The organism is Stappia indica, assembly GCF_020177335.1.
Lineage (GTDB): Bacteria > Pseudomonadota > Alphaproteobacteria > Rhizobiales > Stappiaceae > Stappia > Stappia indica_B.
The window spans coordinates 1-16,708 of the sequence record NZ_JAIVMG010000026.1; the positions used below are offsets into that span (position 1 = coordinate 1).

At 63.2% G+C, this 16,708-nt stretch carries 13 protein-coding genes and 1 tRNA gene; all 14 read left to right on the forward strand.

The window, feature by feature from the left end; translation table 11 throughout:
* The coding region (locus LC062_RS20750; RefSeq protein WP_224809091.1) for an EF-Tu C-terminal domain-related protein at window positions 1–72 on the forward strand (72 nt) is incomplete at its 5' end.
* A gap of 573 nt (window positions 73–645) precedes the next feature.
* A tRNA-Trp gene (locus LC062_RS20755) sits at window positions 646–721 on the forward strand.
* A 104-nt stretch (window positions 722–825) separates the two neighbouring features.
* Entirely contained in the window at window positions 826–1,023 is a 198-nt protein-coding gene (gene secE, locus LC062_RS20760) for a preprotein translocase subunit SecE (protein WP_224913038.1), read from the forward strand.
* 32 nt (window positions 1,024–1,055) lie between these two features.
* Window positions 1,056–1,586 carry a transcription termination/antitermination protein NusG gene (nusG, locus tag LC062_RS20765; RefSeq protein WP_224913040.1) on the forward strand — a complete coding sequence of 177 codons (531 nt, stop codon included), beginning with the start codon at window positions 1,056–1,058 and terminating at the stop codon, window positions 1,584–1,586.
* A 219-nt stretch (window positions 1,587–1,805) separates the two neighbouring features.
* Entirely contained in the window at window positions 1,806–2,237 is a 432-nt protein-coding gene (gene rplK, locus LC062_RS20770; RefSeq protein ID WP_224913041.1) for a 50S ribosomal protein L11, read from the forward strand.
* Between the two features lie 4 nt (window positions 2,238–2,241).
* Window positions 2,242–2,937: a 50S ribosomal protein L1 gene (gene rplA, locus LC062_RS20775; protein WP_224913043.1), complete on the forward strand. Its 696-nt coding sequence runs from the start codon at window positions 2,242–2,244 to the stop codon at window positions 2,935–2,937.
* Between the two features lie 334 nt (window positions 2,938–3,271).
* Complete coding sequence (rplJ, locus tag LC062_RS20780) at window positions 3,272–3,790, forward strand: 50S ribosomal protein L10 (protein ID WP_181758792.1); 519 nt, start codon at window positions 3,272–3,274, stop codon at window positions 3,788–3,790.
* 60 nt (window positions 3,791–3,850) lie between these two features.
* Window positions 3,851–4,228 carry a 50S ribosomal protein L7/L12 gene (gene rplL, locus LC062_RS20785; RefSeq protein ID WP_181758793.1) on the forward strand — a complete coding sequence of 126 codons (378 nt, stop codon included), beginning with the start codon at window positions 3,851–3,853 and terminating at the stop codon, window positions 4,226–4,228.
* A 192-nt stretch (window positions 4,229–4,420) separates the two neighbouring features.
* A complete protein-coding gene (gene rpoB / locus LC062_RS20790; RefSeq protein ID WP_224913045.1) occupies window positions 4,421–8,563 on the forward strand; it encodes a DNA-directed RNA polymerase subunit beta in 4,143 nt (1,380 codons plus the stop codon).
* 101 nt (window positions 8,564–8,664) lie between these two features.
* A complete protein-coding gene (gene rpoC, locus LC062_RS20795) occupies window positions 8,665–12,864 on the forward strand; it encodes a DNA-directed RNA polymerase subunit beta' (protein WP_224913047.1) in 4,200 nt (1,399 codons plus the stop codon).
* Window positions 12,865–12,977: 113 nt separating this feature from the next.
* Entirely contained in the window at window positions 12,978–13,280 is a 303-nt protein-coding gene (locus LC062_RS20800; RefSeq protein ID WP_224913049.1) for a regulator, read from the forward strand.
* A 693-nt stretch (window positions 13,281–13,973) separates the two neighbouring features.
* The gene (rpsG, locus tag LC062_RS20805) at window positions 13,974–14,444 is read left to right on the forward strand and encodes a 30S ribosomal protein S7 (protein ID WP_224913051.1); all 471 of its coding nucleotides are present in this window, start codon (window positions 13,974–13,976) and stop codon (window positions 14,442–14,444) included.
* A 23-nt stretch (window positions 14,445–14,467) separates the two neighbouring features.
* Window positions 14,468–16,543: an elongation factor G gene (gene fusA / locus LC062_RS20810; protein WP_224913053.1), complete on the forward strand. Its 2,076-nt coding sequence runs from the start codon at window positions 14,468–14,470 to the stop codon at window positions 16,541–16,543.
* 49 nt (window positions 16,544–16,592) lie between these two features.
* On the forward strand, window positions 16,593–16,708 hold a 116-nt coding region (locus LC062_RS20815; protein ID WP_263625856.1), incomplete at its 3' end, for a GTP-binding protein.

Below are 16,708 nucleotides of genomic sequence, written 5' to 3' on the forward strand. Positions count from 1 at the left end.
GGCCTGCGTTTCGCCATCCGCGAAGGTGGCCGCACCGTTGGCGCCGGCGTCGTCGCCTCGATCATCGAGTAACAAAGCGAGACCCGCGGGGCCGGATAACCGGCACCGCGGCCCGCATGAAGAATTAAACGCGCGATCGGGCGACCGGTTGCGCGTTTTTTTGTTGTGTCAGGCCGTGCGAGGGGCTGGTTCTCGGTCGGCGATCGGCATTGCTCCGCGCGGTGACGGGGAGGCGTTGTCTCGGTGTGCTGGCGCGGGTGGTGGCCTGGCGAGGGTTGGGCGATTCGTCAGCGCCCCAGGACATATGTCTTGCCGAATCAACGGGATGCGCAGCGGGCGAATCATGTGCAGAGGCGCGGAATCGTCTTCGGAGGGCGTCGGAGAGGCGGGTCCGGGTCGGCTGCAGCGGGCGGTCGGGCCGGAATCTGGCGCAAGGTGCCGATTGTTTTCGCGCCCCGACGCGCTTGCGCCCGTTGCGGTCGGCCGTCGGGTGCCGCATGCCCTGGTTGGGGCGGGGCGGCACAGGAAAATCCGGCAGGAAACGGGCGAAAAATCTCAGGCCTGTGAATTTCTTTTCATCAGGGCGAGTTCGGTCTTGATGCGGGAGGGGTTTTTCTCTAATACGTCCCCATCCAGAGAAGGTCTAGGGGTGTAGCTCAGTTGGTAGAGCATCGGTCTCCAAAACCGAGGGCCGGGGGTTCGAGTCCCTCCGCCCCTGCCACCTTTGCTCTTGATCGACGGGCCATTCGGCCTTAATTAGGACTTCCGACCAAGGCGCGTGGATACGTCCGCGCGCCCGCGCGTCGTGAAAAGACCGGCAATTGAATGGCGAAGACAAATCCTTTCACGTTCATCCAGCAGGTGCGGTCCGAAACGTCGAAGGTGACGTGGCCGACGCGCCGGGAAACCGCTGTGACCACCGTCATGGTGTTCATCATGGTGTTTCTCGCCGCCGTTTTCTTTCTGCTTGCTGACTGGCTGATGGGCCAGGGAGTCGGCTTGCTCCTCGGTCTCGGCAATTGAGCCGGACCGGATCACAATCGGATTGAGAGGCTATGGCAAAGCGCTGGTACATCGTCCACGCCTATTCGAACTTCGAGAAGAAGGTCGCGGAAGCTATTCGCGAGAAGGCGGCGCAGCAGGGGCTTGAGGACCTGTTCGAGGAAATCCTCGTTCCGACCGAGAAGGTCGTTGAGGTGCGTCGTGGTCGCAAGGTCGACGCGGAGCGGAAGTTTTTCCCGGGCTATGTCCTGGTGAAGATGGAGATGACCAACGAAGGGTTTCATCTCATCAAGAATACTCCGAAGGTGACGGGTTTCCTCGGGTCGGATCAGAAGCCGATCCCGATCTCCGAGGCTGAGGCGCACCGCATCCTGCATCAGGTGCAGGAAGGCGTCGAGCGCCCGAAGCCGTCCGTCAGCTTCGAGATCGGCGAGCAGGTCCGGGTGTCCGATGGGCCGTTCGCCTCCTTCTCCGGTCATGTGGAGGAGGTCGACGACGAGCGGGCTCGCCTCAAGGTGGCTGTTTCGATCTTCGGTCGGGCGACGCCGGTCGAGTTGGAATACGGTCAGGTCGAAAAGCTCTGATTTTCGGAACCCGGTTGGCGCGCCCTTGCGGTGCGCGGGCCGGGTTCGAACCGGTTTCCGGCAAGCGATTGCCGGATGGTGCCCCGCAAGGGGTGCAGCACGGAGCTTCGGCTCCGCTCCCGGGTGGGAGGTGAGGCGCGGATCCTTCGCCGGACGCGCCAGGCCGAACCACCTGATCTGAAAAGCCGGTTCGCCGGCAACGCCAGTTTGGAGAGATTCATGGCGAAGAAGATTGAAGGCTACATCAAGTTGCAGGTGCCGGCCGCCTCGGCGACGCCGTCGCCCCCGATCGGTCCTGCGCTCGGTCAGCGCGGCCTGAACATCATGGAGTTCTGCAAGGCGTTCAACGCGCAGACCCAGGATGTGGAAAAGGGCGCCCCGTGCCCGACCGTCATCACCTACTACTCCGACCGCTCGTTCACCTTCGAGGTGAAGACGGCGCCGGTGGCCTTCTTCCTGAAGAAGGCCTCGGGCGTGAAGTCCGGCCACAAGACGCCGGGCAAGGGCGGCTATGTCGGCAAGGTCACCCGTGACCAGGTCCGCGAGATCGCGGAAGCGAAGATGAAGGACCTGAACGCAACCGACATCGATGCGGCCATGCTGATGGTCGAGGGTTCTGCCCGTTCGATGGGTATCGAGGTCACGGAGTAAGACGATGGCGAAGGTAGGAAAGCGCATCCGGGCCGCTCGCGAGGGCCTCGACCGGGACAAGCTGTACGCACTGGATGAGGCGCTGGCGCTCGTCAAGGAGCGGGCAACCACGAAGTTCGACGAATCCGTCGAAATCGCTCTGAACCTGGGCGTCGATCCGCGTCACGCCGACCAGATGGTTCGCGGTGTCTGCCTGCTGCCGAACGGCACCGGCAAGACCGTGCGGGTCGCGGTGTTCGCGCGGGGCGACAAGGCCGATGAGGCCAAGGCGGCCGGTGCCGATATCGTCGGTGCGGAAGAGCTGGTCGCGGAAGTCCAGTCGGGCAAGATCGATTTCGATCGCTGCATCGCCACGCCGGACATGATGCCGCTGGTCGGCCGTCTGGGTAAGGTTCTGGGCCCGCGCGGCCTGATGCCGAACCCGAAGATCGGCACGGTGACTCCGGACGTGACGACGGCTGTCAACGACGCCAAGGGCGGCGCCGTGCAGTTCCGCGTCGAGAAGGCCGGTATCATTCATGCCGGCGTCGGCAAGGCTTCGTTCGACGCGGACAAGCTGAGCGAGAACATCAAGGCGATTGTCGATGCGGTCATCAGGGCCAAGCCGACCGGCGCCAAGGGCACCTATCTGAAGCGGGTTGCGATCAGCTCGACGATGGGTCCCGGCCTGAAGATCGATCCGTCGACCGTCAGCGCCTGATTTGCGGCGCCGCACCCGGCGCCGCCCAAGAATTCCGTCCGGCCGAGCCGGGCGGATCGCCTGCCGGAAACGGCAGGTGTCCTGTCCGAGACTGCAGGTGCAGGCCGATGGCTGGTCCATCGGTCGGTTTAAGCCCGAAGGGGCCTGCATAGACGGGTGCGAACCGATCACTGCGGCCTCGGCCGTGCGGTTCGAACCGTTTGTCCTTGCCGCGCCGTATGGCTCGCGAGGGGGCAGGATCCTCGGTGTTGTCCGCCGATGTTCCTGATCGTCAGGAGCGCCGACGGGCGGCAAAGACAAACCGGCGGCATTTGCCGCCAGATGGAGTAGGCAAGTGGAAAGAGCGGAAAAGCGCGAGTTCGTTGCGTCGTTCAACCAGGTGCTCGGTAGCACCGGTGTTGTCGTCGTTGCGCACTACGCTGGCCTTTCGGTGTCGGACATGACGGCCCTGCGGGCCAAGGTTCGTGAAGCCGGCGGGTCGGTGAAAGTCGCCAAGAACCGTCTTGTGAAACTTGCCCTTCAAGGCACCGAGCTCGAACACATCGCTGATCTTTTCAGCGGCCCGACCGTGATCGCCTATTCGGAGGATCCGGTTGCCGCTGCCAAGGCAACGATGGCGTTCGCCAAGACCAACGACAAGCTCGTGGTTCTGGGCGGCGCATTGGGCTCGACCAACCTGGACGCGGATGGTGTGAAGGCGCTTGCCGACATGCCGTCGCTGGACGAGCTGCGGGCAAAGCTGGTGGGCATGATTTCCACCCCCGCAACCCGTATCGCCCAGGTTGTCAACGCACCGGCCGGGCAGCTCGCCCGGGTGTTCGGCGCGTATGCCAAGAAGGACGAGGCCGCATAAGGCGGATTATCAACACACTGTCGAAACCGATCCCGGTTCGAACCAGAAGGTACTTGAAAAATGGCTGATCTCGAAAAGATCGTTGAAGAACTGTCCTCCCTCACCGTCATGGAAGCTGCTGAGCTCTCCAAGATGCTCGAAGAGAAGTGGGGCGTCTCCGCCGCTGCTCCGGTCGCCGTTGCTGCGGTCGCCGGTGGCGATGCTGGTGGCGCTGCCGCCGAAGAGAAGACCGAGTTCGACGTCGTGCTGGTCGATGCGGGCGCGAAGAAGATCAACGTCATCAAGGAAGTCCGCGGCATCACGGGTCTCGGCCTGAAGGAAGCCAAGGACCTCGTCGAGGGCGCTCCGAAGACCGTCAAGGAAGCTGTGGCCAAGGACGAAGCCGAAGAGCTGAAGAAGAAGCTCGAAGAGGCCGGCGCCAAGGTCGAGCTGAAGTAAGCGGAGCTTTGCTCCCTGCGGCTCCGGTTGTTGCCGGAGCCGCTTTCCCTGACCCCGGCGGGATGTCCTGTCCGGGGTGTCCGTCCCTACAAGGGACGGTTCTCCGAAGGGCCGCGTCGACGGTTGTCGTCAGGCGGTTGAGCCGGTTCCGGCTTTTCGGAGAGCCGTGTTTGATCGAAACGAGGAGCGACAATGGCGCACACGTTCAACGGTCGCAAGCGGGTCCGTAAGGTCTACGGATCGATCCGCGAAGTCGCCGCGATGCCCAATCTCATCGAGGTGCAGAAGGCGTCCTATGACCAGTTCCTGCAAGTCGACCGCCCCGAGGCCGGGCGTCTTGCCGAGGGGCTTGAGGCGGTGTTCAAATCGGTGTTCCCGATTTCGGACTTCGCCGGGACCGCGCTGCTGGAGTTCGTCAGCTACGAATTCGAGGCACCGAAATACGATGTCGAGGAATGCCGCCAGCGCGGCATGACCTTCGCCGCGCCACTGAAGGTGACGCTGCGCCTGATCGTGTTCGATGTCGACGAGGACACCGGCGCCAAGTCCGTCAAGGACATCAAGGAGCAGGACGTCTACATGGGCGACATGCCCTTCATGACGGACAACGGCACCTTTGTGGTCAACGGCACCGAGCGCGTCATCGTTTCGCAGATGCACCGGTCGCCGGGCGTGTTCTTCGATCACGACAAGGGCAAGACCCATTCGAGCGGCAAGCTGCTGTTCGCCGCGCGCATCATTCCGTATCGCGGCTCCTGGCTCGACATCGAGTTCGACGCCAAGGACATCGTCCATGCGCGCATCGACCGTCGGCGCAAGATCCCGGCGACGTCGCTGCTGAAGGCGCTTGGTCTCGACGGTGAGGAGATCCTCAACACCTTCTACAAGCGGATCGAATACACCCGCGCGGAGCCGGGCGCCTGGCGCGTTCCGTTCGACGGCGATCGCCTGAAGGGCACCAAGGCGTCCTTCGATCTGATCGACGCCGACAGCGGCGATGTGGTGGTCGAGGCGGGCCGCAAGATCACCGCCCGCACCGTGCGCCAGCTCGCCGAGAAGGGCGTGACCGCGCTGAAGGTCACCGACGAGGACCTGTATGGCCAGTATCTGGCCGAGGACATGGTCGACCCGGCGTCGGGCGAGGTCTATGCGGAAGCCGGTGACGAGATCACCGAGAAGATGCTGATCGAGCTGGTCGACCGCGGCTATGACGAGATTGCCGTTCTCGACATCGACCACGTCACCACCGGTGCCTACATCCGCAACACGCTGGCCGTGGACAAGAACGAGAGCCGCGAAGACGCGCTGTTCGACATCTACCGGGTGATGCGTCCGGGCGAGCCGCCCACGCTCGACACCGCAGAGGCGATGTTCCAGTCGCTGTTCTTCGACGCGGAGCGCTACGATCTTTCCGCCGTGGGCCGCGTGAAGATGAACATGCGCCTCGACCTTGAGTGCGAGGACACGGTCCGGACCCTGCGCCGCGAGGACATCCTGGCGGTGATCCGTCTGCTGCTCGACCTGCGCGACGGGCGCGGCGAGATCGACGACATCGACAACCTCGGCAACCGCCGGGTGCGTTCGGTCGGCGAGCTGATGGAGAACCAGTACCGGGTCGGCCTGCTGCGCATGGAGCGGGCGATCAAGGAGCGGATGTCGTCGGTCGAGATCGACACGGTGATGCCGCAGGACCTGATCAACGCCAAGCCGGCGGCCGCCGCGGTGCGTGAATTCTTCGGCTCCTCGCAGCTGTCGCAGTTCATGGACCAGACCAACCCGCTGTCGGAAGTCACCCACAAGCGGCGCCTGTCGGCGCTTGGCCCGGGCGGTCTGACCCGCGAGCGCGCCGGCTTCGAGGTGCGCGACGTGCACCCGACCCATTACGGCCGTATCTGCCCGATCGAGACGCCGGAAGGCCCGAACATCGGTCTGATCAACTCGCTGGCCACCTTTGCCCGCATCAACAAGTACGGCTTCATCGAGAGCCCGTACCGCCGGGTGAAGGACGGTGTGGTCACCGCCGACACGGTCTATCTGTCGGCGATGGAAGAGGCGAAGTACCACATCGCCCAGGCCAACGCGGAGATCGGCGAGGATGGCCGCTTCGTCAACGACCTGATCACCTGCCGCCATGCGGGCGAGAACATGCTGCTGCCGCCCGAGCGGGTGGAGTTCATGGACGTGTCGCCGAAGCAGCTGGTGTCGGTTGCTGCCGCGCTGATCCCGTTCCTTGAGAACGATGACGCCAACCGCGCCCTGATGGGCTCGAACATGATGCGTCAGGCGGTGCCGCTGGTTCGCGCCGAGGCGCCGTTCGTCGGCACCGGCATGGAATCGGTGGTGGCGCGGGATTCCGGTGCCGCCATCGGCGCACGCCGGACCGGCGTGGTCGATCAGGTCGATGCCACCCGCGTGGTCATCCGCGCGACCGAGGAGCTCGATCCGTCGAAGTCGGGCGTCGACATCTACCAGCTGATGAAGTTCCAGCGGTCGAACCAGAACACCTGCATCAACCAGCGTCCGCTGGTGCGGGTCGGCGACGTGGTCCAGAAGGGCGACATCATCGCCGACGGCCCGTCCACGGATCTGGGCGATCTGGCGCTGGGGCGGAACGTGCGCGTCGCGTTCATGCCGTGGAACGGCTACAACTTTGAGGATTCGATCCTGCTTTCGGAGCGGATCGTGCGTGACGACGTGTTCACGTCCATTCACATCGAGGAATTCGAGGTGATGGCCCGTGACACGAAGCTCGGCCCGGAGGAAATCACCCGGGACATTCCGAACGTGTCGGAAGAGGCGCTGAAGAACCTCGACGAGGCCGGTATCGTCTACATTGGTGCGGAGCTGCACCCGGGCGATATCCTGATCGGCAAGATCACGCCGAAGGGTGAAAGCCCGATGACGCCGGAGGAAAAGCTCCTGCGCGCCATCTTCGGCGAGAAGGCTTCGGACGTGCGCGATACCTCCCTGCGGCTGCCGCCGGGAGTTGCCGGTACGGTCGTCGAGGTGCGCGTCTTCAACCGCCACGGGGTGGAGAAGGACGAGCGCGCGATGGCGATCGAGCGCGAGGAAATCGAGCGCCTGGCCAAGGACCGCGACGACGAGCAGGCGATCCTGGACCGCAACGTCTATGGCCGTCTGGCCGAGATGCTCCTGGGCAAGATCGCCATTGCCGGACCGAAGCAGTTCAAGAAGAACACCGAAGTCAGCGGCGACGTGCTCAACGAGTTCCCGCGCTCGCAGTGGTGGCAGATCGCCGTCGAGGACGAGAAGCTGATGAGCGAAGTGGAAGCGCTTCGCGGTCAGTATGACGAGAGCCGCCGCCGCCTTGAGCAGCGCTTCATCGACAAGGTGGAGAAGCTGCAGCGGGGCGACGAGCTGCCGCCGGGCGTGATGAAGATGGTCAAGGTCTTCGTCGCGGTGAAGCGCAAGATCCAGCCGGGCGACAAGATGGCCGGCCGGCACGGCAACAAGGGCGTGGTGTCGAAGATCAATCCGATCGAGGACATGCCGTTCCTTGAAGACGGCGAGCATGTGGACATCGTCCTCAACCCGCTCGGCGTGCCGAGCCGCATGAACGTCGGTCAGATCCTGGAAACCCATCTGGGCTGGGCCTGTGCGGGCATGGGCAAGCGCATTGGCGCGCTCTACGACGAGTACAAGCGGTCGGGCAAGCTCGATGCGCTGAAGAGCGAGATCGTCGAGGTCTTCAGTGACACCACGAAGAGCGAGCCGGTCGCCGACTATGACGACGAGTCGCTGCTGCGGCTGGCGGATCAGTTGAAGACGGGCGTGCCGATCGCAACGCCGGTGTTCGACGGCGCGCGCGAGCCGGACATCGTCACGATGCTGGAGCAGGCCAAGTACAATGGATCGGGTCAGTCGACGCTCTATGACGGGCGGACCGGCGAGGAGTTCGACCGTCAGGTGACCGTGGGCTATATCTACATGCTCAAGCTTCACCACCTGGTCGACGACAAGATCCACGCCCGGTCGATCGGACCGTACTCGCTGGTGACGCAGCAGCCGCTCGGCGGCAAGGCCCAGTTCGGTGGCCAGCGTTTCGGCGAGATGGAGGTCTGGGCGCTGGAAGCTTACGGTGCGGCCTACACGCTGCAGGAGATGCTGACGGTCAAGTCGGACGACGTGGCCGGCCGCACGAAGGTCTACGAGGCCATCGTGCGCGGCGACGACACCTTCGAGGCAGGCATTCCGGAGAGCTTCAACGTTCTTGTGAAGGAAATGCGTTCGCTCGGGCTCAATGTTGAGCTGAAGGACGAGAAGACGGACCTGCCCGACGACCAGGGCGTGCCGGCTGTCGATGCGGCGGAATGATCCGCGCTCTATGACGGTTGGCGACACCAGATGCTGCATTGCCGGAGAGGGGAGTGGGACAGGATCCACACTCCCCGTCCGCGCATTCGAGGAGAGAGCCCATGAATCATGAGGTCATGAACCTGTTTAATCAGCAGGCTCCTGCGCAGACCTTTGATCACATCAAGATTTCGATCGCGAGCCCTGAGAAAATCTTGTCGTGGTCGTTTGGCGAGATCAAGAAGCCGGAAACCATCAACTATCGTACGTTCAAGCCTGAGCGCGATGGTTTGTTCTGCGCGCGCGTGTTCGGGCCGATCAAGGACTATGAATGTCTTTGCGGCAAGTACAAGCGCATGAAGTACAAGGGCGTCATCTGCGAAAAGTGCAGTGTCGAGGTCACCTTGTCGCGCGTGCGCCGCGAGCGTATGGGCCATATCGAGCTTGCTGCCCCGGTGGCGCATATCTGGTTCCTGAAGTCGCTGCCCTCGCGTATCGGCCTTCTGCTGGACATGACGCTGAAGGATCTGGAGCGGGTGCTCTACTTTGAGTACTACGTGGTGATCGAGCCGGGCCTGACGCCGCTGAAGCCGAACCAGCTTCTGTCGGAAGAGGATTTCATCCGAGCCCAGGACGAGTACGGCGAGGATGCCTTCACCGGCATGATCGGCGCAGAGGCCATCCGCGAGTTGCTGATGGGGCTCGACCTGGAAAAGGAACGGGACCAGATCCGCAAGGAAATCGCCGAGGCGACGACCGAGCTGAAGCCGAAGAAGCTGGCCAAGCGCCTGAAGATCGTCGAGGCGTTCATCGAATCCGGCAACCGCCCGGAATGGATGATCATGACGGTGATCCCGGTGATCCCGCCGGACCTGCGCCCGCTGGTGCCGCTGGACGGTGGCCGCTTCGCCACCTCGGACCTGAACGATCTTTATCGCCGCGTGATCAACCGGAACAACCGCCTGCGGCGGCTGATGGAGCTGCGCGCGCCGGACATCATCATCCGTAACGAAAAGCGGATGCTGCAGGAATCGGTCGATGCGCTGTTTGACAACGGCCGGCGTGGCCGGGTCATCACCGGTGCCAACAAGCGGCCGCTGAAGTCCCTCAGCGACATGCTGAAGGGCAAGCAGGGCCGGTTCCGTCAGAACCTTCTGGGCAAGCGCGTCGACTATTCCGGCCGTTCGGTGATCACCGTGGGTCCGGAGCTGAAGCTGCATCAGTGCGGCCTGCCGAAGAAGATGGCGCTGGAGCTGTTCAAGCCGTTCATCTACTCGCGGCTCGACGCCAAGGGCTTCTCCTCGACCGTCAAGCAGGCGAAGAAGCTGGTGGAGAAGGAGCGTCCGGAGGTCTGGGATATCCTCGACGAGGTGATCCGCGAGCATCCGGTGCTGCTCAACCGCGCGCCGACCCTGCACCGTCTCGGCATTCAGGCGTTCGAACCGACCCTGATCGAGGGCAAGGCGATCCAGCTGCATCCGCTCGTCTGCGCGGCGTTCAACGCCGACTTCGACGGTGACCAGATGGCCGTGCACGTGCCGCTGTCGCTGGAAGCGCAGCTCGAAGCGCGCACGCTGATGATGTCGACCAACAACATCCTGCACCCGGCCAACGGGTCGCCGATCATCGTGCCGTCGCAGGATATCGTTCTCGGCCTCTACTACCTGTCGCTGATCGCCGATGGCGAGCCGGGCGAGGGGATGGTGTTCGGCAACATCGGCGAGCTGCATCATGCGCTCGAGACCAAGACGGTGACGCTGCACAGCAAGATCAAGGGCCGCGTGCACTCGGTCGACGCCGAGGGTAACCCGGTCAGCCAGATCGTCGAGACGACGCCGGGCCGGATGCTGATCGGCGAGCTTCTGCCGATGCACCACGAAGTGCCGTTCGACGTCTGCAACAAGCTGATGACCAAGAAGGACATCAGCCGCATGATCGATGCGGTCTACCGTGCCTGCGGGCAGAAGGAGACCGTGATCTTCTGCGACCGCATCATGGGTCTGGGCTTTGGCCACGCCTGCCGCGCCGGCATTTCGTTCGGCAAGGACGACATGGTCATTCCGGACACCAAGGCCGGCCTGGTCGACGAGACCGCCGCCCTGGTGAAGGAATACGAGCAGCAGTACAACGACGGCCTGATCACCCAGGGCGAGAAGTACAACAAGGTCGTCGACGCCTGGGCCAAGTGCACCGACCGCGTCGCCGACGAGATGATGAAGCGGATTCAGTCCGTGCAGCGGGACGAGGAAACCGGCCGGCAGAAGCAGATCAACTCGATCTACATGATGTCGCACTCCGGTGCCCGTGGTAGCCCCGCGCAGATGAAGCAGCTTGCCGGCATGCGTGGCCTGATGGCCAAGCCGTCGGGCGAGATCATCGAGACGCCGATCATCTCGAACTTCAAGGAAGGCCTGTCCGTGCTGGAGTACTTCAACTCCACCCACGGTGCGCGTAAGGGTCTGGCCGATACCGCGCTGAAGACGGCGAACTCGGGTTACCTGACCCGGCGTCTCGTCGACGTGGCGCAGGATTCGATCATCCTTGAAGAGGATTGCGGCTCGCAGAACGGCATCACCGTCCAGGCGATCGTCGATGCCGGTCAGGTCATTGCCTCGCTCGGTCATCGGGTGCTGGGCCGGACCGCGGCCGAGGACATCGTCAATCATCAGACGGGCGAGGTGATCGTTCCGCGCGGCACCTTGATCGAGGAGAAGGAGGTCGAGCTCATCGAGGCGGCCAACGTCCAGATGATCAAGATCCGCTCGGTGCTGACCTGCGCGACCAAGCGCGGCGTCTGTGCGACCTGCTATGGTCGCGATCTGGCACGCGGCACGCCGGTCAACATCGGCGAGGCGGTGGGTGTCATCGCGGCGCAGTCGATTGGCGAGCCGGGCACCCAGCTGACCATGCGTACCTTCCACATTGGCGGTACGGCGCAGGTGGTGGACCAGTCGTTCATCGAATCCAACTTCGATGGCACGGTGCAGATCCGCAACCGCAACGCCGTGCGCGACTCGGAAGGCAATCTCATTGCCATGGCCCGCAACATGGCCGTCGTCATCATCGATGCCGACGAGAACGAGCGGGCGGTGCACCGCATCGCCTACGGTTCGAAGCTGCATGTGGACGATGGCGATCAGATCAAGCGCGGCCAGCGGATCGCCGAGTGGGATCCCTACACCCGGCCGATCCTCACCGAGGTGGACGGTATCGTCGATGCCGAAGACCTGGTGGAGGGCGTGTCGGTCCAGGAGACCACCGACGAGGCGACCGGTATCACCAAGCGCGTGGTCATCGACTGGCGCACCTCGCAGCGCGGCAGCGATCTGAAGCCGGCGATGGTGGTCAAGGACGCCTCCGGCGGGATTGCCAAGCTGGCGCGTGGCGGCGAGGCCCGGTCCCTCCTTTCGGTGGACGCGATCCTGTCGGTGCAGATCGGCGCCGAGGTCAAGGCTGGTGACGTTCTGGCGCGTATTCCGCTGGAAAGCGCCAAGACCAAGGACATCACCGGTGGTCTGCCGCGGGTGGCGGAGCTGTTCGAGGCCCGTCGTCCGAAGGATCACGCGATCATCGCCGAGATCGATGGCACGATCCGCTTCGGGCGCGACTACAAGAACAAGCGCCGGATCATCATCGAGCCGCATGACGAGAGCCTGGAACCGGTCGAGTACCTCATCCCGAAGGGCAAGCACTTCCACCTGCAGGAAGGCGATGCCATCGAGAAGGGTGAGTACATCCTCGACGGCAACCCGGCACCGCACGACATCCTCGCCATTCGCGGCGTGGAGGCTCTGGCGGCCTATCTCGTCAACGAGATCCAGGAGGTCTACCGGCTGCAGGGCGTGGTGATCAACGACAAGCACATCGAGGTGATCGTTCGCCAGATGCTGCAGAAAGTCGAGATCACCGACGCAGGCGAGACCGAGCTGCTCAACGGCGAGCAGGTCGACGGCCTGGAGCTGGACGAGATCAACGAGCGGGCGATCGACAACGCGCGCAAGCCGGCTTCCGGCGTGCCCGTGCTGCTCGGTATCACCAAGGCCAGCCTGCAGACCCGGTCCTTCATCTCCGCCGCCTCCTTCCAGGAGACCACGCGGGTGCTGACCGAGGCCGCGGTCAACGGCAAGGAAGACACGCTCGAGGGTCTGAAGGAAAACGTCATCGTCGGCCGGCTGATCCCGGCCGGTACCGGCGGCATGATGACCCGGATCCGCCAGGTGGCGCAGCACCGCGACGACCTGATCCTGGAGGCGCGCAAGGCCGCGTCGACCGCGGCTCAGGCGGACCCGATGCTGGAGGATCTGTCCGGGGTTGCCGAGTAATCCCGGTTACAACGACTGTCGATACGGAAGGGGCCGCCATTGTGCGGCCCCTTCTTTTTGAGAAGGCGGCGCGACCCATCGGGATGCGGTCGGTCAGCAAGGAGCGAGAAATCATGTCGGACGAGAGCATCTTCGATGGGGGCGACGCCCCGGTGGTCTACATCATCCTTGGTCAGGCGCGGGAAGAGACGGACGGGGAGCCGGCGCCCGATGTGGCGGTGAACATCCTTTTGTGCGCGCCGGACGAGGACAGCGCCGTGCGCGCGGCGCTGGAGGCTTTGGCCGGGCAGGGGTTCGTGGAAGCGGAGCTCGACCGGATCGGCGTGCTGACCGAGGTGCCGGAGGATGCGACCTTCGAAAGCGCCTACAGCGATGCGCTGGCCGGCGAGGTCGCGGTGATCACCTATCGGGACTAGCTCCTCTCCGGCGAATCCCGCCGCGCCGGAGAATCGAAGGGGCTCGGAATCATTGATACTTTCTGAAGATTCCCGTTCTGATGCGTTTGCTTCGCGCCAGACAGGCGTAAGGTAGGAAACCGGTCGGAGACCTGTCGGTTGATCCGGCAAGGAAACACCCGTCAGACTTTCCGAAAATTACCAAAATCGGCGCGCTGGCCATGGAATTCTCCGGGCCGGTGCGGCCGAGGGCCGGGAGGCAGAAAATTCCACGCCGCACTTGACGGAAGGCGGGGGTATCTGTAGGTTCCGCGCATCCCGAAGGCAGGCGGTAAGTACCAGTCAGATCCGACGCGACAGGCATTGGATCCATCCGGACTTAAACGCTGCCGGGATTGCGAGGCGAAGAAACGTCGAATGGACGACCGCTGAAAAGTGGTCCTCTCGGTCTGCAGCGCCTTTCCCGCTTGATGTGCGGGAAGCGGCGCGATTTCGCATGTGGATGCGAGGTCGCTGTGTTCCGGAGGGTGGCAAAGGCCGCACTCTTGGCCGCTGCGCTTCGTCCGGCCCGGTTCTTCCGGGTAAATAAAGGTTTGCATTCGCCGACAGGTTGGATGCGTGAAGGTTCAGGGTAGTCCTTTCGGGCTGCCGAGTTAGCGCAAAAAGGCCAGCCCCTGGTTGGTACTTTGGGAATTCAAGGTCTGAGGATCTGCCATGTCACGCCGTCACAGGGCTGAAAAGCGCGAAATCATCCCCGATCCGAAGTTCGGAGATGTTGTCGTAACGAAATTCATGAACTCCATCATGTATGATGGACGGAAGTCGGCCGCCGAAGGCATTGTCTACGGTGCGTTCGACATTATCGAGGACAAGGCTCGGCAGAACCCGGTCGAGGTCTTCCATGCCGCGCTCGACAATGTCATGCCGCAGGTGGAAGTTCGCTCGCGCCGTGTTGGCGGTGCAACCTACCAGGTTCCCGTCGAGGTTCGTGCAGACCGGCGGCAGGCTCTTGCCATTCGCTGGCTGATCACCGCCGCGCGCGGTCGCAACGAGACGACGATGGTCGATCGCCTGTCCGGCGAGCTGCTGGACGCGGCCAACAACCGTGGTTCCGCTGTCAAGAAGCGCGAAGACACGCACCGGATGGCGGAAGCCAACCGTGCCTTCTCGCACTATCGCTGGTAATCGGACCGCAAGAGGCTGGCACGATGTCACGCACGCACAAAATCGAAGACTACCGCAATTTCGGTATCATGGCCCACATCGATGCGGGCAAGACCACGACGACCGAGCGGATTCTGTTCTACACCGGTAAGAACCACAAGATTGGGGAAACCCATGACGGTGCGTCGACCATGGACTGGATGGAGCAGGAGCAGGAGCGTGGTATCACCATCACCTCCGCTGCGACGACTGCGTTCTGGCGCGAGAAGCGTCTGAACATCATTGACACTCCGGGTCACGTCGACTTCACCATTGAGGTGGAGCGTTCCCTGCGCGTGCTGGACGGTGCCGTTGCGCTTCTCGATGCCAACGCCGGTGTCGAGCCGCAGACCGAGACCGTGTGGCGCCAGGCGGACAAGTACAACGTCCCGCGCATGATCTTCGTCAACAAGATGGACAAGCTCGGCGCGGACTTCTTCCGTTGCGTCGACATGATCAAGAAGCGCCTTGGCGCCACTCCGCTGGTGCTTCAGGTGCCGGTCGGTGTCGAGAGCGACTTTGTCGGTATGGTCGATCTCCTGAAGATGAAGGCGCTGATCTGGCGCGACGAGGCGCTCGGCGCGCAGTGGGATGAGATTGAGATTCCGGAAGATCTGGCCGGCAAGGCTCAGGAATACCGCGATCTCTTGATCGAGACCGCCGTCGAGGCCGACGAGGCCGCGATGGAAGCTTACCTGGAAGGCAATGAGCCGTCCGAGGATGAGCTCAGGGTTCTGATCCGCAAGGGCACCATTGCTGGCGATTTCGTGCCGGTGATGTGCGGTACCGCGTTCAAGAACAAGGGCGTGCAGCCGCTGCTCGACGCGGTTGTCGATTACCTGCCGAGCCCGGTCGACGTGCCGGACATCAAGGGTATCGATGCCAAGAGCGAGGAAGAGATCACCCGTCGCTCCGGCGACGAGGAGCCGCTTGCTCTGCTCGCGTTCAAGATCGCCAACGATCCGTTCGTCGGCTCGCTCACCTTCTGCCGCATCTACTCGGGCGTGCTGAACAAGGGCACCTCGCTGCTGAACACGGTGAAGGGCAAGCGCGAGCGCATCGGCCGGATGATGCAGATGCACTCCAACTCGCGTGAAGACATCGAGATCGCCTATGCGGGTGATATCGTTGCCGTCGCCGGGCTGAAGGACACCACCACGGGTGACACGCTTTGCGACGCCAACCAGCCGGTGATCCTGGAGCGCATGGAATTCCCGGATCCGGTGATCGAGATCGCCGTGGAGCCCAAGACCAAGAGCGACCAGGAGAAGATGGGCCTGGCTCTCAACCGTCTGGCGGCCGAGGATCCCTCCTTCCGCGTCAAGACTGACGAGGAAAGCGGTCAGACGATCATCGCCGGCATGGGCGAGCTGCATCTCGACATCCTGGTCGACCGCATGAAGCGGGAGTTCAAGGTCGAGGCCAACATCGGCGCGCCGCAGGTGGCTTACCGCGAGACGATCACCCGTCAGGCCGAAGTGGATTACACCCACAAGAAGCAGACCGGTGGCTCGGGCCAGTTCGCCCGGATCAAGATCGTCATCGAGCCGAGCGAGCCGGGCGAGGGCTTCTCCTTCGAGAGCACCATTGTCGGTGGTGCGGTGCCGAAGGAGTACGTCCCGGGCGTGCAGAAGGGCATCGAGAGCGTCATGACCTCCGGTCCGCTGGCAGGCTTCCCGATGGTCGACATCAAGGCAAAGCTCATCGACGGTGCCTACCATGATGTTGACTCCAGCGTCCTGGCCTTCGAGATCGCCGGCCGTGCCGGCTTCCGCGAGGCGATCGCCAAGGGTGCGCCGAAGCTGCTCGAGCCGGTCATGAAGGTCGAGGTGGTGACGCCGGAAGACTACATGGGCGACGTGATCGGCGATCTGAACTCCCGTCGTGGGCAGATCACCGGCACCGAGAACCGGGGCGTGGTGACCGTCGTGAACGCGATGGTGCCGCTGGCCAACATGTTCGGCTACGTCAACAACCTGCGCTCCATGTCGCAGGGCCGGGCACAGTACTCGATGGTGTTCGATCATTACGAACAGGTTCCGCAGGCCGTCGCGCAGGAAGTTCAGGCAAAATTCGCCTGAATGCTGTCAACGCCACATCAATTGAAGAACGAAGGTACGGAGAAATCCGATGGCGAAAGCAAAGTTTGAGCGGACGAAGCCGCACGTGAACATTGGCACGATCGGCCACGTCGATCATGGCAAGACGACGCTGACGGCTGCGATCACGAAGCAGTTCGGCGATTT